The following is a 23,010-nucleotide window of genomic DNA, read 5'->3' on the forward strand; positions in this document are numbered from 1 at the left end:
GTTCCTGGTCAGGGCATTGCATGCAATGCCCTGACCAGGAACCCCGATGAATTAACTGCTCAGAGGATCTTAGGTACCTTGAAGAAATTATCCTCACGGTCAGGGGCGATGCCCAAAATCGATTCCCGATCTTCAAAGGGTTGTAGCTCATCTTGCCGAGTAATATTACTCAGCTCAATGGCTCGGGTTGTCGGTTCGATATTGTCCGTGTTCAGTTCATCCAGCTGCTGCACATAGTCCAAAATACTGCTGAGCTGCTCCGTAAACTGCTGTTCTTCCGCTTCAGTCAACTCTAAGCGGGCCAGCAGCGCAACTTTCCTTACCTGTTCGAGATCAATCATGGGCAACCTGGGCAATCGTGGGCCATTTTATGGGCAATCGGGAGAAACGGTCGGGTGGGTATGGCCCACCGACCCACATAATCGGTAAACGCTATCCGTGGCGTAAATGTCCTAAAAGAAAATGTCTGCTGGCATCCGGCCCGTATTCTTCAACCAGTTTTGCGCTTCAATGTAGTTATTTGGAGCCATTCTGAGGGCTTCAAGCCAGTAGGTGGCGGCTTGATCGTAAAGGGTTTCAGCGGTTTTTGTATCGCCAGCGGTTTCAGCTTGCTCACCCCGGTAGTGGTGAATCACCGCCGTATTATTCAACGCTTGGGGCATGCGGGGGTTGAGCTCAATGGCCGCCGCATACTTTTCCAGGGCTGCGTTGTGATCGCCATTGCTGGCGTGAATCAGCCCCATGTTGTACAGAATGAAGCTTTTATCGTAAGCATCATCTTCTAGCGTTAGGGCAACTTCGTAGTTTTCTAGGGCTTCAGCATATTCCCCATCTGCTTGGGCAGACATGCCGTCGCGGTAGTAGGCAAAGGCTTCCTTTGACTGCTTTTTGGTCGGTAGCATCTTTAGGATCATATCGGCCATGACCGTAAAAGATTTATCGATGAAATTATCGTTGCGCTGGGTTCTAGGCATGGCAAGACCAGTACGGTAAAAGTACCAAAGTTACATTTTAATGTAACGCTGTCCTAACGTTATCGGGTTAGGTCTGTAATATATAGCTTTGCGTCCATCGTTCACAATATCGGTGTGGCCTAGACCGCTTAACTTGTTTAGACCGCCCCCAGCCTCAGCGAATAGCCGACGTTTGGATGCTACCTGCCTAATCAGAACGTTGCGATTTGAGGCGATACCTCCTTTGAGCTTCCCCTTTGACCTAAGTCAAGGGTTTTCTCCATTAGAGCTACTGGCTAAACAGGCTTCTAGGAAGGCAACCAGGTCCATTAGGGTGTGCATTCGCGTTTCGTCAAAGCAGCTGCCAATATCGATGTTAAATTGGGCGGCGACATCCTCACAAAATCGGGTGGACCAGTCAAACCAGCACACTAGGGGAAATTGCAGATCCTCCACTAGGCGATCATGGGGCCTAACCCGGTTGAACTCAATGCCAGAATAGGTTTCTAGGCATTGATAAATAAACAGCAGCGTCTGACGTTGAGATGGAATTTCCCGTTGAAATTCTTCGCACCATGCTTCGAGGGATAGGGGTCGACGCTGTCGACACAGTGACTGGTTGACCTGATGCCGTACGGATAGGTCAGGGCTCATATCCTGAAATGCCTGCACGCTCCGGATGTAGTTGTTTGCCTTTTGCCACTGTCGCCACATAAATTTTTGCTTAACCCGCAACCCAGAAACGTTGTTTACTTGTCGGTGCCATCAGCGCCATGATATTGGCGAAAAGTTTAGGGCCAATGCTATGGTAGCTCGCTCACCGGACGTTAATGGTGACTTGGCTTACGTCCCTCGGGTCATAACATTTACTATTGGGTGATGTGTCTATTGTTCCCTACCTCCCTGGCATAACTACTGTGTTTTCCAGGGGGTGTGTTTTTAAGTTGTTAGCTAGCATTTATGGTCTAGTCACTGTTTACGCGCATGGGCATAATGCCCTCCAAATGAATTTGAGGAACTCTATCGTTTAACCAGGTGCTAACTTCCTTTGTCTGGAGGCACCCATAGCCTTGTGCCGGCAGAGACAGTGGGCCGGCTAGGCCTTGGGTGCAGGCATCACGAGACTAGCCTGACAACGGCTAATCGCTCCTCTAGGTAGGCCTGTACCTTTTCAGCGCTCATGGGTTTGCCAATCAAATACCCTTGGGCTATGTCGCACTGGTACGTTTCCAAAAGGGATTGCTCATCGATGGTTTCTACGCCTTCTGCGATGATGCACAGACCTAGATCATGACCCATTTGAATCGCGGACTTGAGAATGACTTGGTTTTTGGGATCCGTGGTTACGCCTCGAACAAAGCAGTTGTCAATCTTTAGAGTGTCAATGGGGAGCTTTTGCAGGTAGCTGAGGGATGAATAGCCAGTGCCAAAGTCGTCTACTGCTAAACGAATGCCCAATTCTTTGAGCTCATGTAAGGTGCGTACAGCCGCATTGGCGTCTTGAATCAGGGCTGTTTCGGTGATTTCTAGTTCTAATAGATGGGGGGAGAGGTTACTGTTTTGTAAGATTTGTGCCACCTGTTGACTCAGGCTGCCCTGGTTAAATTGCACGCTGGATAGATTGACCGACATGTGACGCAGTCCTAGATTCATCTTTTGCCATTGGCGGGCCTGGCGACAGGCGGTTTCCAGCACCCATTCACCGATGGCAATGATCAGCCCTGTTTCTTCTGCGAGGGGGATAAACAGGGCAGGGGAGATGGTGCCAGCCTCAGGATGGTGCCAGCGGATCAGGGCTTCTACACCTTCAATGCGACCGGTGCGGAGGTTTAACTGGGGTTGGTAATAGACTTCAAACTCGTCCCGTTCTAGGGCGTAGCGGAGCCAGGTTTCTAACCGAATTTGATATTCGGTGGCGACGGTCATATCGGGTTGATAAAACTGACAGTAGCTACTTTTTTGGCGTTTGGCGTATTCCAGGGCCGCATCGGCTTGGCGCATGAGCACAGGTAACTCTTGGCTATTGTCTGGGTACATGGCCACACCCACACTGGCGGTGAGAAAGACTTCATGACCGGGGAGTGAGAAGGGGCGACTCAGGGCGTCCATGAGTTCCGTGGCTAGTTTTCTGACCGCTCCTAGGTGTTCTACATGGCCCAGGGCAATGGCAAACTGGTTCCCGGTGAGGCGGGCCAGGGTGACCTCTGGTGGCAAACAGGCGCTGAGTCTATGGCTGGCGGATTGTAGGAGGCTATCACCGGCGGGATAGCCCAAAATGTTGTTGATTTGTCTTAGGCGATCCAAGCTGAGGGACAGGAGTGCCACTGGTTGATTGGATGTTTTGATCAGCTGGGTGAAGCGTTGTTCGAAGAGAAGATGATTGGGTAGTTTGGTGAGACTGTCGTAATAGGACAGGCGGTTGAGGTGTTCCGCTGCTAGGCGTAAATGGCTGAGGTAATGGTTGCTAATGGCGGCCTGCTGTTTGAGGCGGGTTGCGATCGCAGCAATCAAAACCTCATCGGAAAAGGGCCGCAGCAGACAGTCATCCGCCCCCAACTCCATGGTTTGGCGGAGATGGTGATGGGCATAGAGGGAGCTGAGCAAGATAAACGGAGTGACCACCAGTTGCTGGTCCTGTCGGACCTGTTTCAACACGTGGTGACCATCGCAGTCGATTAAATCCCAGTCACAGATAATTAGATTTGGATTTTGGGCTCGGGCTATGGCTAAGCCTTTAGCTCCTGTTTCTGCTTGTTCGACGCTGTAGCCTGCGGCTTCAATCATGGGTACGGTTGTTGCCGGTCGTACCTTTGATGACCCAATGAGTAAAATCTTTTGCATAGAAGCTACTTTGCGAACCCAGTCCAGATCAGCGCAGGTGGCAAGCCCTAGGAATGACTTGTGGCTTGATCCTGCGCTGAGATTTTGCGACGTCTTTCTATTCCAACAACGGGATTAACGCTGTTAACGTTAATATGCCGGTCGGGGAAATGACAGTTGGTCTAGAATGCCCGAGCGAGCATGGAGACCGACAGCACGCCGGTACTGGACTAAGTTCATGGGGCGTTTAGGGCTGTGATTGCTGAACCCTGGGCGACTGAACCCGAAGCCCCATTGATTCACTGGCAGTTTAAAGGGCGAACTGCTCTAGGGTTGAGGCAAAGGGGGGATAGGAAACCGCTGCCGCTTCAGCTCGTCGAATGGTGGTGGAACCGGTGGCCCGCAGGGCGGCAACGGCTAAACTCATGGCGATCCGATGATCCGTAAAGCTATCGACATCGGTCCCTTTCAGGGTAGCCCCCCCTTGAATTTCTAAGCCATCGGGCAGTTCGCTGACGGAGGCCCCCAGCAGATTGAGCTGACTCGCAGTGACGGCGATGCGATCGCTTTCTTTCACCCGCAGTTCTGCCGCATCCTCAATCCGGGTGGTGCCCTCGGCAAACAGGGCGGCCACCGCTAGAATCGGCACTTCATCAATTAAGCGAGGAATTAAGCTGCCACCCAGGGTGCAGGCCTTGAGCTGGCTAGTGCGCACCCGAATGTCCGCGACGGGCTCCCCCGTCACGTCCCGCTCGTTTTCTAGGGTAATGTCGGCCTCCATTTGCTGGAGTGCTTCTATAATGCCGGTGCGGGTGGGATTGACGCCGACATTTTCAATCACCAGATCGGACCCTGGGACAATGGCGGCGGCCACCATCCAATAGGCTGCCGAGCTGATGTCGCCGGGGACAACCACGGTTTGTCCTTGGAGCTGACTGGGGCCATGCACGGTCACCCGGCAAGCTTCCCGATCGACGGTGAGGTTGGCTCCAAAGGCGCGAAGCATCCGTTCACTGTGGTCTCGGGACAGACTGGGTTCGGTGACTGTGGTATCGCCATCGACCGATAGCCCGGCCAGTAAAATGCAGGACTTGACCTGGGCCGAGGCAATGGGGGACTGATAATGGGTAGGGGCTAGGGTCTGGCCTTGGATGGCTAGGGGGGCTAACTGATTATTCTTCCGGCCCCAGATTTTTGCCCCCATGGCGGTGAGGGGATTGATCACCCGGGCCATGGGGCGCGATCGCAATGAGTCATCGCCGGTCACCGTAAAGAACCGACCCGGCTGGGATGCCAGTAACCCTAGCATCAGCCGCAGGGTGGTACCTGAATTCCCCGCATCCAAAACCGTGGAGGGTTCCTGGAGCTGACCCACCCCCAGGCCATTAACCGTGACCCATTCGGCTTCTAGGTCAGAGATCGTCGCCCCCATGGCCTGAAAACAGGCGGCGGTGCTGCGGGGATCTTCCCCTAGCAGTAGTCCTTTGATCCGGGTTTCACCCAGGGCCAGGGCCCCTAACATCAAGGACCGATGGGAAATAGACTTATCGCCGGGTACCTGTAGCCTACCCCGTAGCCCTCTACCGCTGGCGGTAATGGTCCAAGCCTGGTGGGCGGCGGCATCAGTTTCTATGAGCAAGGCGGCAGGGGAGATAACCATGTAAATCGGGATCAACAAGAGGATCAGCAAGCAGCGCCTCTGATTCTATCGTGACCCTGGCAGCCTTATTCATCCGTGGGTGCAGCCGGTGTTTCTGCTCCGCCGGCAGCACCCTCTTCTGCGGGTGCTGCCCCTTCCTCTGCAGGCACTTCAGCCCCGCAGTAGGTGTTGATGTCGTTCACCAGGGTGGCTTCGTCCTCAGACAGGGTTTGCAAGTTGGTAAACGCGGTATCGGCTTTCCCTTGAAATTCTGCTAAGACATTGCTTAAATCAGTTTCTGATTTTGCATCGGCTACCAGCTGCATGGCTTCACCCGCCACATTTAACTCCTGGGCTGAGCCAGCAATGATGTCAGCGTAGCCATCACGGTAGGTCGACAATTCCTCATCGGCTAGTTTTAGATCGTTCAGGCTGGTCACCATGCCATCGATGCTAACGACCACCTTTTCGACAGCGTCAATATATTGACTAGCCGCTGTTTGAATATCACCTAAACTGTCAGCGCCCTGGGCTTGCTGGGTAAAGCTATCAATTTCGGTTTCAAACTCATCTTTGAACACTTGAGCTTGGTTGATTACATCCGCAAACGCGTTGCACTGAGACACCTTTGAAGGACCGCAGCTGGTCAGAGTTAGGGCTACTAACCCCACCGGCAAAATTGAGCGTGAAAGGCGCATTAGTTGGTTTCCGTATAGTCGAAGGCATTAACCAATGATCACAATGTTAATGCGGAACAGTAATCTCTTTTACAATTTACCCAGCCTGATAGTAAATACGTTCAAGACTAGGTGGCCCCGATCAGGAATCACTCAAAAATCCCTAATTGGCTCGATTTTACGGACAAGTTAACCTTTACACAATGGATTAAACTTGATAAATCTTTAACTGGCTTGGTTGTGCCTTCATGAGCCTCAGTATCGCGCAATATCGTCAGACTATCCCTGCTCTACAAAATAAAACCTACTTTAACTACGGTGGCCAAGGTCCCATGGGGATCAATGCCTTGGATTCGATTCAGGCAGCTCACCAAACCATTCAGTCCCTGGGGCCTTTTGGCAGTGCCGTCAATCAATGGATGCAGACCGAAGGGGAGAAAACGCGGCAGGTATTGGCGGACGATCTAGGGGTTTCATCCCAAACCATTGTGCTGACAGAGGATGTCACGGTTGGGTGCAACATTTCCTTATGGGGTATGCCTTGGCACAGCGGCGATCATATTCTTTTGTCTGACTGTGAGCATCCGGGGATTTTTGCTGCGGTGTATGAGCTGCAACGGCGCTATGGTCTAGAGGTGAGTATCTTTCCCCACCTCAGTCAGCTCAATTCTGCCAACCCGGTGGCTACGATTCAAGCCCATTTGCGGCCCACTACCCGTCTGGTGGTGATGAGCCATATTCTCTGGAATACGGGGCAACTGATGCCGCTGACCGAGGTGTGTCAGCTTTGCCATGATCGGCCTCGACCGGTGCGGGTGCTGTCGGATGCGGCCCAGTCGGTGGGAATGTTGCCCCTCCGTCTGGCGGAGACGGGGGTCGATTTTTATGCCTTTACGGGGCACAAGTGGTACTGCGGCCCGGCTGGGCTGGGGGGCTTGTATGTCAGTCCCGAGGCGATGGCAGAGCTAGCGCCTACGTTTATTGGCTGGCGGGGGATCACCATGGGGAAACAGGGGCAACCCACGGGCTGGCAGCCGGATGCGCGACGCTATGAGGTGGCTACATCTAATGTGGCGCTGTGTAGTGGTTTGAGGGTTGCGATCGCAGCCCATGACGATTGGGGCACCCCCGAAGAACGCTACTTTCGCATTTGTCACCTCAGCAGCTATCTTTGGGGCAAGCTTAATGGCCTCCGCTCTGTGCAGTGCCTGCTAAAGTCTCCTCCAGAGTCTGGCCTGGTCTCATTTCAAATTTTTCGGGGCAGTGACCATGACCCGCAACTCCACCAAACCCTAGTCCCCTATCTCGAATCCCAACAATTTTATCTGCGAACCCTGTTGTCTCCTAGCTGTGTCAGGGCCTGTATCCATTACTTCACAACAGAGTCAGAGATTGATCACTTAATCGATGAGATCGAAGTATTCCTGCAAAGCCATCTCCCTGGGTAATTAAACCTAGTGGGCCTACTCAATGGACAGACCCGGGGGATAGGTAAACAGATAGAAATTTTTAATCATACCGTTAATAACACGGGACTAAAGACGCCGCAATAGCCCCTGAACAACATGGGACTAAAGACGCCGCAATAGCCTCTAAGGAACTATTGCGGCATAATAGAGGCAAATATTTAGTGCTAACTTAATTTTGATTTTTGCTGCATTTTTATCCACTATCACTAGCCTTGTGCTAGCGTTTGGTAAGATTTATTTTCGGCTGTGCAATCTTTTCTAGAAACGGTTCTCCGAATGTAACTCTGTGTCCTTTGAATTTTGAATTTTGGAGAATCTCATATGTCAATTTACGTTGGCAACCTGTCTTATGACGCTACAAAAGAGGATGTAACTGAAGTTTTTGCCGAATATGGCGCTGTTAAAAGTACTCACTTACCCACCGATAGGGAAACTGGTCGACCCCGTGGGTTTGCTTTTGTAGAGATGGAGACCGAAGCAGAAGAAACTGCTGCCATTGAAGCTCTGGACGGTGCTGAGTGGATGGGACGTGCGCTCAAAGTCAATAAGGCTAAGCCCCGTGAGCCCAAGAGTGGCGGCGGTAACTGGGGCAATAAGGGTGGCGGCGGCGGTGGCGGTCGCTACTAAGCTATCGGTAATGGACTTAAGGCCTGATTGATCCCCTATGGAGCCTTGACTAGCTCTGCTCACTGTAGGGCTTGGTTGACGGCTTGAAAGACAAAAGCCATGGGTAACTATTGTTCCCATGGCTTTTGAAGTACGTAGACATATTTTATTTGTATTATCCATTTTGACCATTTCAACATCATTGGCTGGACTCGTTTGGGGATGCGGATCATCCCCCAGGCCATGGCGGTGATTATGAGTGATGGTCTTGGCGGGGCTGAGTGGATGGAAGTAGGTAAGGCCAATACCCAGTTTTATGACCTGACTGACCATGTCAAAACCCCCATCACAACGAATCAGTGGGTCTGGGCCGAGTTTTGCGGCAATGGCGGTTCGGTTTCGGTTTGGGTAGAGGCTGGATGACGGCAGTAACGAGTGTCATCCATGGGGGGTGGGCAGAATGCAGGCATAAGTTGAACAGCGTCATCGGTCAGTGTGACAGTTTACCCATGCGTCCCCAACTTTTCTCTAAGTAAAAGGTTGCTCCTAAAGTGATAATATTTATGGCTTTGGTTGGCTGGGTATCATTCCAAACCTGCTCAGTATTGCGTTGGGACTGACATGATCGCAGTAGATTATCTAGAACTCATTGAGCAAGGGGTGGATGTCTGGAATCGTTGGCGTTTGGAGCATCCCCATGAACGTCCCGATCTAGAATCTGCCTATTTATTTGAAAAATCACTCCCGGGCATTAATCTTAGTCATGCCAATCTCAGCCGAGCCTGTTTGATTGGGTCAAATTTAGGAGGTGCAGACCTGAGTGGGGCTAATCTTCAGGGGGTGTATGCCAACAATACAAATTTGTCAGGGGCCAGTTTGGCGGCTGCGGATTTGCAGGATGGCAATTTTATTGAGGCAAACCTGGCCCAGGCAAATTTATCGGATGCGGTGATTGACAATGCTAATTTTACCCATGCCAGTTTGGAGGGTACCTGTTTAGAAGGGTGGTCCATAGCCGAGGTAGATCAGTCCCCGGCTTTGGTGACTCCCCCTGATCTGGTCGGACTGCCCGCTTTTTCCCAGGGTCAGCCCGACCAGATCAGGGAAAAAAAATCACCGTCTCCATCGCCATTGCCCCCATTGCCCCCATTGCCATTGCCCCCATTTCCCGTGGTCCTGGGGGTAATCGTCTTGGCTATGGCCACCGTTTATTTCATTACCCGGCCCAGAGCGCCCAAGTTTGTCACTTCCGATGGCGCCGTTACCCTCCAGCTGGTGTGTAATGAGCCAGATGTGATCCCCATCAAAGCCGACTCCCCTGACCACACCTATCAAAACGGTACCCGGTTCTATGGCAAATTTGTCGATGGTCAACCGGCGGATGGTCGGGGCACTATGCTCTACACCAATGGTAATCGCTACGATGGCGAGTACCGGGGGGGGACTCGCAACGGCTGTGGCAGCTTTAGCTTTGACAACGGTCGGCGGTACGTTGGTGAGTTTAGTAATGATTTATTTAGCGGTCGTGGAGTATGGATGCTGGAAAATGGCGATCGCTACATCGGTGATTTTGAGTTCAATAAGTGCAACGGCGAGGGCGTTTTTATTTTCGCTGACGGCACCTCAAAGTCTGGCATCTGGCATCAAGGACGCTTGGTGGATAGCGATTTAACCTGTGATAGCTCGGAGGCTGAGTTGTCCGTTCGCTATCCGATTGATTGACCCGAATTTTGATCCGAATTTTGACAATGCTTATCCAGGAGCTTTAGCAATGACTATTCTTTTTAATCGGTTTCCCCAGGTCCGCCTATTACTCGTCTCCCTATGGGTGGTGGGCTACACCTTAGGAGTCGCTCCCCTCGGCTATGCCCAGGATATCCCCACACCTACGCCCCCTGCAGATGGTGGTGAGTTTGAGGGTGCGCCCGATCCCACCCCTGGCCCTGAAGCCACCCCGGAACCGTCATCTTCGCCCGTTGAACCAACAACTCCTGTTGATGGCCCTGCCCCGACGAGTGATGTGGAGAATCCTACCACTGAGGGTTCGTCTGGGGGCGTGGGTCAAGAACAGGCACCGGTAGCGCCATCGACAGATGCTGGGGTAGATAGCTCGGTGGCGGATGCACCGGCGAGCCCTACTTCTGGTTCTGCGCCTGCTAATAACAGCCCGCGAGGGCTTTGGTAGAGTTCTGTTTTGAGACTTGATAGAGAGATCGAGATGAATATCTGGATCTCTCTATCAAGGGAGTACCGTCACCTGGGTGCCAGGACCCACCATGTCATAAAGTTCGCGGATGTGTTCGTTATAGAGACGGACACATCCGTGGGACGCGGCTTGGCCGATGGAGCCACGGTTGGGGGTGCCATGGAAGCCAATTTCGTTCTGGCCATCGGTCCAAAATGAAATCCATCTTTCCCCCAGGGGATTCTCGGGGCCAGGGGGCATGAGTTCTCCGGTGAATGGATTGGTCCAACCGGGATGTTCCAGCATGTAAATCACCTCAAAGGTGCCGGTGGGAGTTTCCCAGCCAGTTTTTCCTACGGCTACGGGAAAGGTGGTTTCTATGGTTTCCCCTCGGTAGACATGGAGCTGGCGCTCTGACAGCTGCAACACTAGGGATACTGGCTGTTCTGCCGTTGGTGGCCACTTATTGAGTTCTGATGGGGGTAGTTTGGCTGGGGCTGCTGCGGGGGATTGGGGCGTTGATGGGGGGGATTCTGTTGTTTGCGCGATGGCTGGCATTGCCAGTAGGCTGCCCGAAAGTAGGCCCCAAACAAGTAGCCCCCTTACGGGCACCGTTAAACCAGCCGTTAAATTAACTACCAATCCATGGATAGGACTAGTCACCCCGTTCCTCCATACTTTTTTAGATGGTGACTTTTAGATGGTGACAAATATTGGTGCTAAATGATCGACGAGTGGACAGAAATTTGACTCTGACACCTGGTAGTAGGGTAATTGGGACGATGCCTCGGGCGGCTGTTCGGCTGTTCTAATTAGTTGGTTTACTTGACTAATGAACGGGTGCGAAACGCAGATTGGTTTAATAGGGCTCCTAGGAGATACCCGGCTGTGCAGAGCATCAGGCCATAGACATTCACCCCCAGGTCGATGGCATATTTCCCGGACCCTAGCATGACCCAATCCGGGAAAATTGGGCTGCCCAGGGCGCTTTCTAATACTCGCAAAATACCGAATATGAGTCCGGGCCAAAAGGCTAGGTGGAAACTGAGGCGGCCAGCGCTGGGGATAAAGGAGAGGAGAAAAATGGGGGCTAGACCCATGACCATGGTGCCGCTGATGGTGGTGGCTAGGATAATGGCGGGGCCAATTTGATCGCCGAGGTAAATGGTGAGCAGGGGTAAGTTGCCGAGGATTGCGATCGCAACAATCCACCACCGACCTTTCAGGGTCTGGCTCTCGGTGGGGGTGCCATGGTGGTGAGACCAGTCGCGGGCCCCCAACTTGGCCACGCTAGAAAAGGTAGAATCCAGGGTTGAACCGGCACTGGTGAGCATAATGGCATTAAACACCAGCAGCATTGGCAAGCCAAACAATGCGGGCACCGCTAAAACGGGCGAACCTTCCACCGCAAAGGTGCGAGCATATAACCCGACAAAACTAAATAGAAAGATAAAGGCACCGCTGACTAAACCCGCTAGGACAAACCCTTTGAACATGACCTTGGGGGAGGTAATAAAGGCGCGATCGGTCATTACCGGATCGTGGAATGGGTAGCTAAAAATTTGCACAAACGCCAATCCACAAAAGGTTAACCCGGCTAGATGAGTGTCTTGATCCACCACGGGTAATCCTTGGCTGACCAACCCCGGCCCCAAGACCACCAAAATCACCACCAGCAACACCGCCGCCAGGATCATTTGCGCCCCGTCGGTCAAGAGGCTGCTGCGCAATCCCCCCAGTAGGGTGTAATACACCGTAAATAGGGTGACCAGACAGGCAGAAATCCAATAGCCCCAGCTGCCCTCTGCTCCAAAGTACAAGGAAAAGACCTTGGTATTTGACCAGACCTCATTGAGCAGACGAATGGCGATGGCTAGGAGAAACAACCGGGAACAGAGCTTGCCATACTTGCTAACTAAAAATTCAGGAATGGAGTTGTATCCCCCCCGCGTCCGAATGAGATAGAGCACAATGGCAGCGGTGACAAAGCTTAGGTAGTAAATCGAATAGCCGATGCCGCCTGTGATGCCAAAGGTGTTGCTTAAGCTGGCCGCATTATCAATGGACTTGGCAAAAATCCACGAGATGGCAGAACTGGCAACCAAGAGCCACAGGCCGGGGGATGCCCCTTGGCGAGAGTGACCTTGGAAGAACTCAGATGCCGACACTTTTTCCGGCGTGGTGGCTTGAACGACGCGGTAAATAAACAGACCATACCCGGCTAGCAAAGTCCAGGTGAGAGTGGCGGTGACCATAGATTTATGAGTTGTTGTTTAGTTGTTGTTGGCAGGGGACGAAAGATCTTTGCCTCAGATTTTAACCCCGGCTAGTGTCTCCGTCTGAGGGCACTAGTGGTCCGTCAAGACTAAGATTTGGGATCGATGAGAGTCGCTTACAACGTGCCTGAACCTTATCAGAACTGATGATTCACGATTTATGACTCACCGAGTCAATCCTAATTTTTAGCTTTGACGCTGCACTAGCCGGGTATTCTGGACTGTGCTCTCAGGGGAGAACTAGTCAGGATGATTAAACAGTGACCCTTGTCTGCACTGACTTCTCTGCCGGAGGTAAAATCTCTGCACAGGTAGTCCATACGCCCTGTTCTAAGGACGCAATAAACTCTTCCGGTAACCCTTCTGAGCGCATGGCCGCTGTGACAGTGTCGATGTCGTAGGTCAACGGCACCAGTTCCGGGGTGGGACCTGCTGCACCCTGGGGAAAGTTTAAATAGCCGTAGTAAACATGGCGCTTCCCTTCGTGGGCCGGACGTCCTAGGACTCCCACGTTAAACCAGAATCCGTCTGGGTGTTCGTTTGGCCGGTCGCCCGGTCTGGGAACGTTGCGTACCCAAGGTAGTCCGGTGTGGGTGGCGCAAATGCCATCGACTGCGTAGCGGGTTAAAAAGGCTTGGATCTGGGCGTCGTCAGTTTCTGTGGCCCAGACAAATTCATTCACCACGTCGGGGCTACCGTGGCACAGTAAAACATTGCGCCCTCGCCATTCTAAAATAATTAGCTCTGGCAGCTGCTGCAGCCACTGTCGGTGGTCTGCAGAGGTGTGGGCGTAGGTGTAGTCGTAGCTAATCTGGGCAAATTCGCGATCTCGAGGATCAGAATAGCCACATCCACAGTCCCGCAGACCGTGACCAACGGCGTGGTCATAGTTGCCCTGCAGACAAATCACCCCAGCAGACCGTAGCAGTTCTAAGGTGCGGTCGGGGAGTGGACCAAATCCACCCAGATCCCCTAAACAAAAGCGATAGGGAACATCGGCGGTGGCTGCCAAAAAACCATCCACCGCCGCAAAATTACTATAGGGACCCCCACAGACTGCAATGCGATCGCATGCATCAGGAAGTTGAACATGTTGAATAGAGGCAACCATCGACAAAAGCACTGTGAATAAACGTCCAGTAGCAGTCGATTTAATCACACATTACCTGAACTAAAGCTGAGTTTTTAATTAGAAATCTAATATCATCCCCATTAATATCGGATTTGCAGGGTGACTCTGGCATTGACCGTTTGTTCTCCCCCTTCTACAGGAGTGCTGACGTCGACAGCTTCGGCCAGCTTCTGGCTAGTAGCATAGGGAAGGGGCGTCGGTGGTATGGCATCGTTGATCTGGATACCGACAATTTCTTGAGCGCTCAAGTTAAGGCTTTGCAGCACAACATCGGCCTGAGTCTGGGCATCAGCGGTGGCAGCTTGTAAGGCGGTATCGCGAGCCGCATCTAGCACATTGTCTGCGGCAATAAAGCTAATGCTGTCGATCTGATTGGCTCCGGCTGCGATCGCATCATCCAAAAGTGTCCCCACTTTATCCGTCGGCATCTGAAAACTCACGGTGTTCGAGCCGCTATATCCTGTAATGCGAGGTTGGCTGCCGTTATAGTCATACTGTGGATTTAGGTTAATCCCTGTCGTTTGAAGTTTGTCGACGTTTTGTGATTTTAATAGCTCGATCACCGCCGTCGACCGTTGCGCAATCTCTTGTTGTACAGCTTCTGCATTCTCTCCCTGGGCCGTCACCCCAAGCTGTACCCGAGCTAGCGTCGCAGGAATGCTCTCGCTGCCTTCTCCAGTAACCGTTAGGACTCTTGACATTAACTCCTGCGCTTCAGCCGGGGCAATCGCCGCTGTATGCATCAACCCCAATGTAAGCGCAGTTGCCCCCAATAATACTCCCGCTGATGGTAGTACCCACCGTTGTAATGCAGCCATTGGTTTCATATACCCTCTATATCCTCATGTATAGCAATACATCCTCAATCTGCCATGGCTTGTCGGCAGTAGTCGCCCTTGTTACTGTATTTGTAACCGTTGTATCTGTAGCTTATACAGGCGTCCCCCCATGCTCAGCAGCAGCGTCCTTTGTGAAAACGTAGTAATCGTCTACCCATATGCTATGCTTATCTAGCGTTATTGACGCATCGGGGCGTAGCGCAGCTTGGTAGCGCACTACTTTGGGGTAGTAGGGGTCGTGGGTTCAAATCCCGCCGCTCCGATTTAATTGAAACCCGCTCATTGAGCGGGTTTTGTCATATTTATCAAGCCTTTTGAGCCTCGCTTTACAGGGTAGGTTCATCAAAATATTGGGTCACTTTTGGCCAGTTTGGGTAGCATTTGGGTATGAGTTGGGTATGAAAGATGCCACAAACGACCCGAAAAAAATCGCCCAAAGGCACCGTTTCAATTGAGGAATATCAAGGACGATTGAGGCTCAGGTGGCGGCACCTGGGTAAGCGCTACGCTCTATCCATAGGGCTTCCAGACTCTAAGGTCAACCGCCAGGTGGCGCAGCAAAAGGCGACGATCATTGAGCTGGATATTGCTTCGGGTAACTTTGACCTCACCCTGAAAAAGTACAAGCCTCATACCCAAAATAGCGAAGGTCTTTCTGTGGTAAGCCTTTTCGAGCTTTTTATAGAGTATAAGGCGAAGCGGTTATTCCCCAGAAGTTTGGACAAGTATGATGCAACGCTGAAATATCTGGAGCGCTACTTTGACAACCGGAATGCGGCTGCCATTGATGAAAAGGCAGCAGAGCAATTTATGGAGTGGCTGACGAAGCAAAAGCTATCGCCCATGGTTTGCCGGGAGCGGCTTACTTTGATCCGAGCGGCCTGGGACTGGGGTATTGCTGATGATCATTTAGAGTCAGGGCAATCGAACCCATGGGTAGATATGGTTTTGCGGGTACGGGTTGAGCCCAAACAGATGCCTAAGCCTTTTACTCGTGAGGAGATGACTGCCATTGTTGAGGGGTTTAAGAAAAGTCGCTATTACAGCTACTACACGGATTATGTGGAGTTTTTGTTTGGCACTGGCTGCCGCACTGCTGAGGCGGTCGGTCTGCGTTGGAAGCATCTGACGGATGATTGCAGATCTATCTGGATTGGGGAATCGCTGACCCGTGGGGTGAGAAAGGCGACGAAGACCAATCGGGCGCGGACGATCTCATTGTCTGAAAAGCTGAAGCAGATGTTATTGCGGAGACGGCCTGAGAAGCCTGATCCGGATGGGTTAGTGTTTAGGTCTGCGAAGGGTGGTGCGATCGATGATCATAATTTTAGGAACCGGGCCTGGACTTCGATTTTAGAGGAGTCAGGGGTTGATTATCGGAAGCCTTATAATACGCGGCATACGTTTATTTCCCATGCGCTGGATATGGGGATGAATCCGGTGGAGGTGGCTCAGTTAACGGGACATGATGTGCAGACACTATATGAGAATTATGCGGGTAGTGTGAATAGTCGGCCTCGATTGCCAGAGTTTTAAGGCTCATAGTTTCAAAAACTAGGTCGGGTCGTGCCTGCGAACCGTGCCAGCCCCATGCACGATATCTATATGCAAAACCTTTCATATCAAGAGTTTCAGGATCTTTAGTAGCGTATCCCACATTCCGCCATTAAATTGGCACATCCGATAATTAATGACGAAGCCAATGGATTACAGCCTCTAAAGAGGCATGGATTCTCAATAGTGCCTAGCTATTGAGAATGATCTAAAAATAGTTCAAGAGAACTATTAACCCACTAAAACTTATGCCCAACCCAAACAACTTTACCCATTATGCTGAGACTGTTAAGTCTGTCAGATAACTCAATCGAAAAATTTTCGTAGGAAGGGTTGTCGCTGAGTACCTGGAGCGAGTTATCTACCCAATATTGCAATCGCTTGATCAATAGCCGATCTCCTAACTTCAACAAGTACACACCATGGGCAATTGCATCCAGGTCTCGAACATTAGTGTCTACCAAGACCAAATCACCGATATGTAGCATAGGTTCCATACTCTCGTCTTTGACCTGAGTTAGGAGAAGATTTTCAAACGAATTCGGAAACTCAGACTGTAGCCAACCGGCTTCGAAAGCAAAGGTTTCCTTGTAAATGTATTTCTTTGCGAGTACATCCGTTGCAGCCTGTCCAGCGGCCAACCACTCCAGGCTGACATCAGCAGCGCGAGCAATAGCTAGCAGTACAGGTCGAGTGGGCTCACTCTGCCCACTCAAATACTGCCGCAGCACCGTATCCGAGAACCCACACTCCCGCGCAAAGCCACGAATACTCTTAGTCCCCATCGCTTGCTTCAAACGACTGGGGAAGCCATCAGGTTCATCCAGATTAGGCTGCATTTCATCAGGGGACACATCGCTCATCAGGCATTCAGATTTTACGACTGCAATTTATTGCGCTTGACATGCAAGTTTTTAATTGCTACCTTCATCGTTATGTTGATGTAGCCACGTAGATTCTATGCATGTAGAAGACATTAAAGCAGCTTTGCGCAAGCAAGGTTGGACTTTGGCGAGCATAGCCAGGGAACTGGAGATTGGCCCCTCGGCAGTCTCCCATGCACTCTCACGACAGCGCTCTCGACGGATCGAACGATTTATTGCCAGTAAAGTGGGGCTCGCCCCGCATGAAATTTGGCCTCAACGCTATAAGCGAGGAGTCATCCATCATGGATCAGTTTGTCAACAAACAAGAAGCTACCCAATGTCTAAAGCTTAGCGATAGTACGCTCAAGCGTTACCGTTCTAAAGGGCTTTTGGTTGAGGGGCTGCACTGGGTGCGTATCAATAGTCGCGTTATCCGTTACAACCTGGAGTTACTGAAAGACTGGGCCATTAATCGTCATGATCCAGTCGCCCATCAGCGGGCAATTGAGCGGTATCAGTCCCGGTTATTAAGTAACCAAAGCAGCACATTCAAAAAGCCATTTCAAACCTCCACTCGCAGACAAAGCCGGAGTCGAGTCAAATAGTATTAAGGTTTCATCTTTTCATCAAGTTGTTGATGAGTTCCCTGCATAACTCATGGGATTAGGTTCCCAATAAAAAACACCCAACCATTTATCGGTTAAGGTGTTTGACTTTCAATCTTTGATTTTTTGAGCTGGGTTAACTTGAGTGTCTGGATGGTTTTGACCGAACCATCCAGGCCATTAACCTGCTACTAAATTTGTGTTCTTCAACTATAGCAAACTGGATCGAAATGTCCAGTGGAATATAGTGCTACCCCCATGGCTCAGTTCAGCAAACTGCTGTGCGCCAGACGCTATGGAGTATGCAACTGCCCAAGGAATTGTGGCGGTATGGTCCCCTCGGCATAAATTAAGCCCTGTAGCAGGTTCAGATAGATGGCCCAGCTTCCTATCCATCAGGAGCTGACCATGGCACAGTACCAATATTCAGGCCGATCGAACCCTTGCCCGATTTGCGATGGTCCTCTGGACCGGTCTTTGACCATCGCACTAAAGACAAAGACTGCCGCTGGAATGAGGAGGTGGTCTTTTGCCACTCCCACATTGACCAGGATGCACAGGTAAATGGCTATGTCTACCGGGGGGCAACTGACGATGGTCTGTGGGGGCAATACTTCGCAGCTGCGACTCAGCCTACCAAGCCGGTGCGGCCACGACGTAAACAGGATTATTTCTACCCCAGCCGGGATGGTCAACCGCTGGTTAAGGTAACTCGAGTGGATCAGGGGACTGGCTCGAAGTACTTTGTGCAGCAGCGTTGGGATGGTCAAGAGTGGGTCAAGAAGCTGACTCCAGAGGTGAAGCAGCAGGTACCGATTTATCGTTATCGGGAGGTGCAGCGTGCGATCGCAGCCGGACAGCCTATCTGGATGGTGGAAGGGGAAGGCTGTGCTGATGCGCTCTGGCGTGTGGGCATTCCGGCGACGACGACTTTGGGAGGGTCCAAAAAATATCGCAGTTATGGGAACTATAACGCGGATCTAAAAGAGGCGCGTCTGGTGCTGTGTCCTGATCAGGATCAGGTGGGACTGGCCCATATGGCGGAGATCTATGAGGACTTTCCTAAAGCGCAGTGGTGCTATGTCTACCCGAATAGCTGGTGCTGGCAGAATTTACCCAAGCATGGCGGGCTGGATATTGCCGACTGGATTACGGATGGGGCAACGGCTGAACAGGTGCGGGCAGCAGTGGGGGAACGGCGGCAACTGAATCCTGACCCGCCAGAGACAAGCCAATCATTGGATGTGCCAGCGCTTCAGGCCCAGATTCGGGACTATTTGGCCCAGGCTCCTTCTGAGCTGGAGCTGTCGGGGCAGGTGGTGCAGTGGCATCGAGAGGTAGGTCTTTCGGCTAAGGATCTGTGGAGCTTGATAAAGCCGATCCAGGCGGAGCTGGAGCAGGTGGAGGAAAGGGATGAGCGCATGGCTGAAATCAGTCAGCTGCTGAAGATTGGTGACTATGAGTTACAGCTAGATGATTATCTCCATGCAGACCTGGCGGAACCGCTGACCCAAATTGCTAACTGGATTGGGGCTATGCCTGCAGCCATGCTGGTGACCCTGTTGCCGGTGGCGGCTTCTCTGCTCCAGATAGGCACAGAGTTGGAAATTGATGCGGGGATGGGCTTCTATGTACCACCGATTCTGTTTACGGGGTTGGTGGCTCCATCGGGGAGTAAGAAGAGTCCGATTCAGCGACAGATTCTTAAGCCTTTATCAAAATTGCAGGAAGAGGCGGATCAGGACTATGACTGGAGGGTTTCGGAATATGAGGTGGACCTGCGAGAGTGGGAGCTGACGAAGAAGGAGGAACGTTGCGATCGCCCCCGGAAACCAACGCCACGGGAGTATCACACTGCGGATGCTACACGAGAGGCGCTGGCGCGGATTCAGTCGCAGCAGCCGACGCGGGGGATTTTGGTGACGCCGGATGAGCTGGCGGGGCTCTTTAAGGGGCAGAATCAGTATCGCAATGGGCGGGGTAATGATAAGGAGTCGTTGCTGACGGCCTTTGATGGGTCTGGGTTAAAGGTGGACCGGGCTAGCGGCTTTCGCATTAGTATTCCGCGTACCAGTCTGAGCATTACGGGGACGATACAGCCGGATATTCTGCAGGGGATGATGGGAGACTTTTCTGATGCTAGTGGTCAGTGGGCACGGTTTCTATGGTGTTTGCTGCCGCTGAAGTCTGCGCCGTTTCCGCGTAGTACGGTGCGGTATGACATTTCGGAGCGGCTATATGATGTCTACCGGCAGTTGGCAGAGCTGACGCCCCGGTGCTACGGGCTGACAACCGAGGCAAAGACGCTATATGCGGACTGGTACGACCAGTTGGATCAGCTGCGGGTGACGGAGACGCATCAGGGTTTACAGGCGGTCTATTCGAAGATGCAGGGATACACGGGACGGCTGGCGTTGATCTTGCATTGTCTGAATGCGTCAGTTGATGGCTGTCTACCGGCAGAGGGGGTATCGGCCCAGACTATGACGGCGGCGATCAAGCTGACGCGGTGGTTTATTGGTCAGGTGAAGTTGCTGTACGCGGAAGGGGATACGGTAGACGGGGCATTGGAGCCGGTTTATACGAAGTTGATTCGATTGTCGCGGGTGCGGGGGTGGCTGCGAGCAAAGGATGTGCGGAATTATGAGCGAAGTTTACGGAAGGCGAGTTCGGATGTGATTCGTTCGCATTTTCGGGAGTTGGAGGCGATGGGGTATGGGGAGACCAGGGGGATGGGGAATCGGTTGCAGTGGCGGGCAACGGTAGATGGGGTAGACGATGATAAGGGTAGGGTAGACGCGGTATCTACTGTTAAAAGTGCTGATACGTCTGGGTTTCAGGAAAAGGGTAGACGGGTAGACGGAGTTGAGGAGGTTCAGGAGGGAATGGTGGACTGGGTTACTGTGGTGGGAATGAGTCAGGGTGTCTACTTGTCTACCGAAATGGCTGAACAGACTGGTGTGGAGGGAATACAGATGGTAGACCGAGTGTCTACTGAGGGTCTACGAGTGGATGGGGTGTCTACTGAGGCAATGGCACTCGATGGTGAGGCGGTAGGCGGTGAGGCGGTAGACGGTGAGAAGGATAAACGGGCAGTTGAAGGTGGGTGATATTTGTCGATATGTGGGATCGGGGTTGAAAATGTTGAAGGGATTGAATCAGCTCAGGATTGAGGCTATTGAGCAAGAAGTGGCAATTGTGAAAGGAAGCGGATGGTATGTTACTCAACAAGTCTCTCTTAGAGATTTAGAGCGGATATCATCATATAGCTAACGGTAAGCTGAGCGGCGGCCAATATTTTTGCTTCGATGCCTGGATTATAAATTCCGTCCGCTCCTGCATAGGGTTAGGCTGTAAGTTCAGGGTCATCGTCCACCTCAGTGCCTATGTTAGACTCCGAATATTTGTCCCAATCACAAGCATGACACTTTCTAGAAAATTTTCGGTAGAATCCCAGACTGCATAAGTATAGGTTAAGAAACATATCCTATAGATTGCTTTATGCTCCTGTGTAGGAACCAAAAGTACCAAATTTGTAGTTCCTTAAAAAGCCTGGTACCTTGGCCATCTTCCTAAGAAGGTTGCGCCTATACCTTATTCCATTTGGTCCTTGGTTTTCAAATCTTTGCTTACACCGATTGTAAGCGAAGATAAAAGACCTCAAAAATGCAACCTGCAAGCTCTCTGGAAGATCTCTTCGCATGTAAAGACCAAAAGTCATTCCACGAGTTTCTCTAGGAGTTAGCTCAAAAAAGTCAAGCTCCTTTAATATAGGCTGAGCCTTTGGATAAGTCAGAAGAATTGCTTGATCTGCCGATAACTCTCTAGCTCGGACAAACAAGTTTTCGATTCTGACTTCTTCAAAATCTTCTTTTGGGAGGTTACCCTCATCTACTCCTATTCTATAATGCACTTCTTGCGTAGTCCCTGGTGCTACAAGAACTTGGCCAATCTCAGTATCGCGATTATTGCCAATGACAAGCTGCTCCTCCTCCCAAAGCGTCAAGACTCGCCTAAAAAGCTTAGTAATATTTGATGTCGCAAGATAGACTCCAGCGTCAGCTGTAACGAATATATCACAAGGAGTATTCCCATTTAACAGAGAGAGTATATGCCTTGCAGATGTGCTTGAAGGACAAGATAAAACAGTTTTAATTCCGCGAATGCTACTCAACTCTAAAGATGCAGCGATGGTAGATACCATCATTGAGTGCACACTTATTTGGAGCTTAGAAGTGTAGTTTTGGAGCCTCTTAATGCTCTCATAATCTACTTCTCCCGCCCAAAGTAGTTCTGGAGCCCACGGTTTTCCCAAAGGATAAAGTGGAATCGATAATGTCATCATGCGATTGCTTGGAAGATTTTCTGTGCATTTACGAGTAGCTTTTTCCTGATGATAACTATTTAGCAAGGGGTTCTGACTGTGCTGGAAATGTCTTTTCAGATCTTTGAGAATAGAGATTAGGAGATCTTTTTGATAAGGACTTGCTGAAAAGTTTGTTTCAGAATAGGGATCAAGTATTTTTTGTTTTTTACTTTTCTTGAAAAGAAGATCGAAAAAATCTGACATTCGATCTGTCTTTTCAAGAGCGGTGGACAGATCTTCTAAAGCAAAACCTTTTTTCTTGTGTAGGACAGGATTCAGATGCCCTGAAAGACCTCTTAATCGAATCTCTAAACAAGCAAAATCATATGCATCTTCAAGATCTCTCCCAGCTCCCAGTGCTTTGTAGAATCCGACAGAGAATGCTATTGCTACTTTATCTTCAATAGCTTGCTGCATCCCAATAACGAAAGGAATTTGCTTAGCTATTGACTTCGCTTGAATCTCTGAATAACAGGCATTCAATATCACACATTTTACTTGCTTAGAAAATAACTTAAATAAATTTTCTAATACATCAGGTTGTACTGATTGAGTTTTACCTGAATCATCCTCAAAGCAAAGCTCTCCAGTTTTCAGTCCATGTCCAGAAAAGTGAATGATTTGAGGTTTAATGTCAAAAATAGCTTGAGTAATGTCATCTGGACGAGTAGATTCGCGGGACTCTAATACAAAAAAATCTCGCAGTTTAGAAAGTTGCAGTTTGATACGAATATCTCGTAATTCCTGGCCTAAACGCAGTCGAACAGCATCAGTTGGATCGGCGGCTATGAAAAGAATCCTGACTTTATTCATGCTTAAGATACCAGCAGAGATAGGTTTCTTTATAGGTGTCTAACGTTCCTGTTGAGCGGCTATCGATAACCTTAGATTAAACTCAAAAATCTTTGGTAGCCCGCTCAAACAGGGTTGTTAGGGGGCGGCGGCTACGAAGCAAACATCATCATTAATTACCATAACCTCATTATCATCTGGGGACTCAGGCCAGTTTGGGCGAAACGTATC

General features: G+C 50.9%; 20 protein-coding genes, 1 tRNA gene and 1 pseudogene. 10 read left to right on the plus strand and 12 right to left on the minus strand.

Features of this window, described 5'->3' with window-relative positions; translation table 11 throughout:
• Positions 1 to 59 precede the first annotated feature (59 nt).
• The 6 genes from gatC to VB741_RS23825 all read right to left on the minus strand — a co-directional run bounded on the left by gatC (position 60) and on the right by VB741_RS23825 (position 6,110).
• On the minus strand, positions 60 to 341 hold the full coding sequence (gatC, locus tag VB741_RS23800; protein ID WP_323367714.1) for an Asp-tRNA(Asn)/Glu-tRNA(Gln) amidotransferase subunit GatC: 282 nt from the start codon (positions 339 to 341) through the stop codon (positions 60 to 62).
• A gap of 111 nt (positions 342 to 452) precedes the next feature.
• Positions 453 to 974: a photosystem I assembly protein Ycf3 gene (locus VB741_RS23805; protein ID WP_323367715.1), complete on the minus strand. Its 522-nt coding sequence runs from the start codon at positions 972 to 974 to the stop codon at positions 453 to 455.
• A gap of 246 nt (positions 975 to 1,220) precedes the next feature.
• Positions 1,221 to 1,667, minus strand: a complete 447-nt coding sequence (locus VB741_RS23810) for a hypothetical protein (RefSeq protein WP_323367716.1) — start codon at positions 1,665 to 1,667, stop codon at positions 1,221 to 1,223.
• A 402-nt stretch (positions 1,668 to 2,069) separates the two neighbouring features.
• Positions 2,070 to 3,794: a two-component system response regulator gene (locus VB741_RS23815; RefSeq protein ID WP_323367717.1), complete on the minus strand. Its 1,725-nt coding sequence runs from the start codon at positions 3,792 to 3,794 to the stop codon at positions 2,070 to 2,072.
• Positions 3,795 to 4,083: 289 nt separating this feature from the next.
• Positions 4,084 to 5,433 carry a 3-phosphoshikimate 1-carboxyvinyltransferase gene (aroA, locus tag VB741_RS23820; RefSeq protein ID WP_323367718.1) on the minus strand — a complete coding sequence of 450 codons (1,350 nt, stop codon included), beginning with the start codon at positions 5,431 to 5,433 and terminating at the stop codon, positions 4,084 to 4,086.
• A gap of 65 nt (positions 5,434 to 5,498) precedes the next feature.
• Complete coding sequence (locus tag VB741_RS23825) at positions 5,499 to 6,110, minus strand: hypothetical protein (protein ID WP_323367719.1); 612 nt, start codon at positions 6,108 to 6,110, stop codon at positions 5,499 to 5,501.
• 227 nt (positions 6,111 to 6,337) lie between these two features.
• Between VB741_RS23825 and VB741_RS23830 the strand changes: the two genes are divergently transcribed.
• The 5 genes and pseudogenes from VB741_RS23830 (at position 6,338) to VB741_RS23850 (ending at position 10,349) form a co-directional block, all read left to right on the plus strand.
• On the plus strand, positions 6,338 to 7,537 hold the full coding sequence (locus VB741_RS23830; protein ID WP_323367720.1) for an aminotransferase class V-fold PLP-dependent enzyme: 1,200 nt from the start codon (positions 6,338 to 6,340) through the stop codon (positions 7,535 to 7,537).
• 342 nt (positions 7,538 to 7,879) lie between these two features.
• Positions 7,880 to 8,185 carry an RNA recognition motif domain-containing protein gene (locus tag VB741_RS23835; protein WP_323367721.1) on the plus strand — a complete coding sequence of 102 codons (306 nt, stop codon included), beginning with the start codon at positions 7,880 to 7,882 and terminating at the stop codon, positions 8,183 to 8,185.
• A 159-nt stretch (positions 8,186 to 8,344) separates the two neighbouring features.
• Positions 8,345 to 8,587 (plus strand): annotated as a pseudogene (locus tag VB741_RS23840) (alpha-amylase); the annotation flags it as partial.
• 198 nt (positions 8,588 to 8,785) lie between these two features.
• Positions 8,786 to 9,886, plus strand: coding sequence for a pentapeptide repeat-containing protein (locus VB741_RS23845; RefSeq protein ID WP_323367723.1), 1,101 nt, complete (start codon positions 8,786 to 8,788; stop codon positions 9,884 to 9,886).
• 49 nt (positions 9,887 to 9,935) lie between these two features.
• Entirely contained in the window at positions 9,936 to 10,349 is a 414-nt protein-coding gene (locus VB741_RS23850; protein WP_323367724.1) for a hypothetical protein, read from the plus strand.
• 54 nt (positions 10,350 to 10,403) lie between these two features.
• Here the strand turns inward: VB741_RS23850 and VB741_RS23855 are convergent, their stop codons facing one another.
• The 4 genes from VB741_RS23855 to VB741_RS23870 all read right to left on the minus strand — a co-directional run bounded on the left by VB741_RS23855 (position 10,404) and on the right by VB741_RS23870 (position 14,575).
• A complete protein-coding gene (locus VB741_RS23855) occupies positions 10,404 to 11,012 on the minus strand; it encodes a L,D-transpeptidase (RefSeq protein ID WP_323367725.1) in 609 nt (202 codons plus the stop codon).
• A 158-nt stretch (positions 11,013 to 11,170) separates the two neighbouring features.
• A complete protein-coding gene (locus VB741_RS23860) occupies positions 11,171 to 12,604 on the minus strand; it encodes a Na+/proline symporter (protein WP_323367726.1) in 1,434 nt (477 codons plus the stop codon).
• 274 nt (positions 12,605 to 12,878) lie between these two features.
• Positions 12,879 to 13,736, minus strand: coding sequence for a metallophosphoesterase family protein (locus VB741_RS23865; protein WP_323367727.1), 858 nt, complete (start codon positions 13,734 to 13,736; stop codon positions 12,879 to 12,881).
• A 101-nt stretch (positions 13,737 to 13,837) separates the two neighbouring features.
• A complete protein-coding gene (locus VB741_RS23870) occupies positions 13,838 to 14,575 on the minus strand; it encodes an SIMPL domain-containing protein (RefSeq protein WP_323367728.1) in 738 nt (245 codons plus the stop codon).
• A 210-nt stretch (positions 14,576 to 14,785) separates the two neighbouring features.
• Between VB741_RS23870 and VB741_RS23875 the strand changes: the two genes are divergently transcribed.
• Positions 14,786 to 14,859: transfer RNA gene (locus VB741_RS23875), tRNA-Pro, on the plus strand.
• Positions 14,860 to 15,001: 142 nt separating this feature from the next.
• Positions 15,002 to 16,132, plus strand: a complete 1,131-nt coding sequence (locus VB741_RS23880) for a tyrosine-type recombinase/integrase (RefSeq protein WP_323367729.1) — start codon at positions 15,002 to 15,004, stop codon at positions 16,130 to 16,132.
• A gap of 257 nt (positions 16,133 to 16,389) precedes the next feature.
• Here VB741_RS23880 and VB741_RS23885 read toward each other — a convergent pair whose 3' ends face one another.
• Positions 16,390 to 17,013, minus strand: a complete 624-nt coding sequence (locus tag VB741_RS23885; RefSeq protein WP_323367730.1) for an XRE family transcriptional regulator — start codon at positions 17,011 to 17,013, stop codon at positions 16,390 to 16,392.
• 97 nt (positions 17,014 to 17,110) lie between these two features.
• On the opposite strand from VB741_RS23885, the gene VB741_RS26535 reads away from it, so the two are divergent.
• From VB741_RS26535 to VB741_RS23895, 3 genes are all read left to right on the plus strand, one after another.
• Positions 17,111 to 17,368: a helix-turn-helix domain-containing protein gene (locus VB741_RS26535; RefSeq protein ID WP_006515995.1), complete on the plus strand. Its 258-nt coding sequence runs from the start codon at positions 17,111 to 17,113 to the stop codon at positions 17,366 to 17,368.
• Positions 17,319 to 17,621 carry a hypothetical protein gene (locus VB741_RS23890; protein ID WP_323367731.1) on the plus strand — a complete coding sequence of 101 codons (303 nt, stop codon included), beginning with the start codon at positions 17,319 to 17,321 and terminating at the stop codon, positions 17,619 to 17,621. Before VB741_RS26535 ends, VB741_RS23890 begins: the two co-directional genes overlap by 50 nt.
• A 443-nt stretch (positions 17,622 to 18,064) precedes the next feature.
• Positions 18,065 to 20,731 (plus strand): DUF3987 domain-containing protein, encoded by a 2,667-nt coding sequence (locus VB741_RS23895; protein ID WP_323367732.1) that lies wholly within the window; start codon positions 18,065 to 18,067, stop codon positions 20,729 to 20,731.
• A gap of 389 nt (positions 20,732 to 21,120) precedes the next feature.
• Here the strand turns inward: VB741_RS23895 and VB741_RS23900 are convergent, their stop codons facing one another.
• Positions 21,121 to 22,800 carry a CHAT domain-containing protein gene (locus tag VB741_RS23900; protein WP_323367733.1) on the minus strand — a complete coding sequence of 560 codons (1,680 nt, stop codon included), beginning with the start codon at positions 22,798 to 22,800 and terminating at the stop codon, positions 21,121 to 21,123.
• Positions 22,801 to 23,010: the final 210 nt, after the last annotated feature.

The sequence above is a fragment of the Leptothoe sp. PORK10 BA2 genome (assembly GCF_034932105.1).
Lineage (GTDB): Bacteria > Cyanobacteriota > Cyanobacteriia > Phormidesmidales > Phormidesmidaceae > Leptothoe.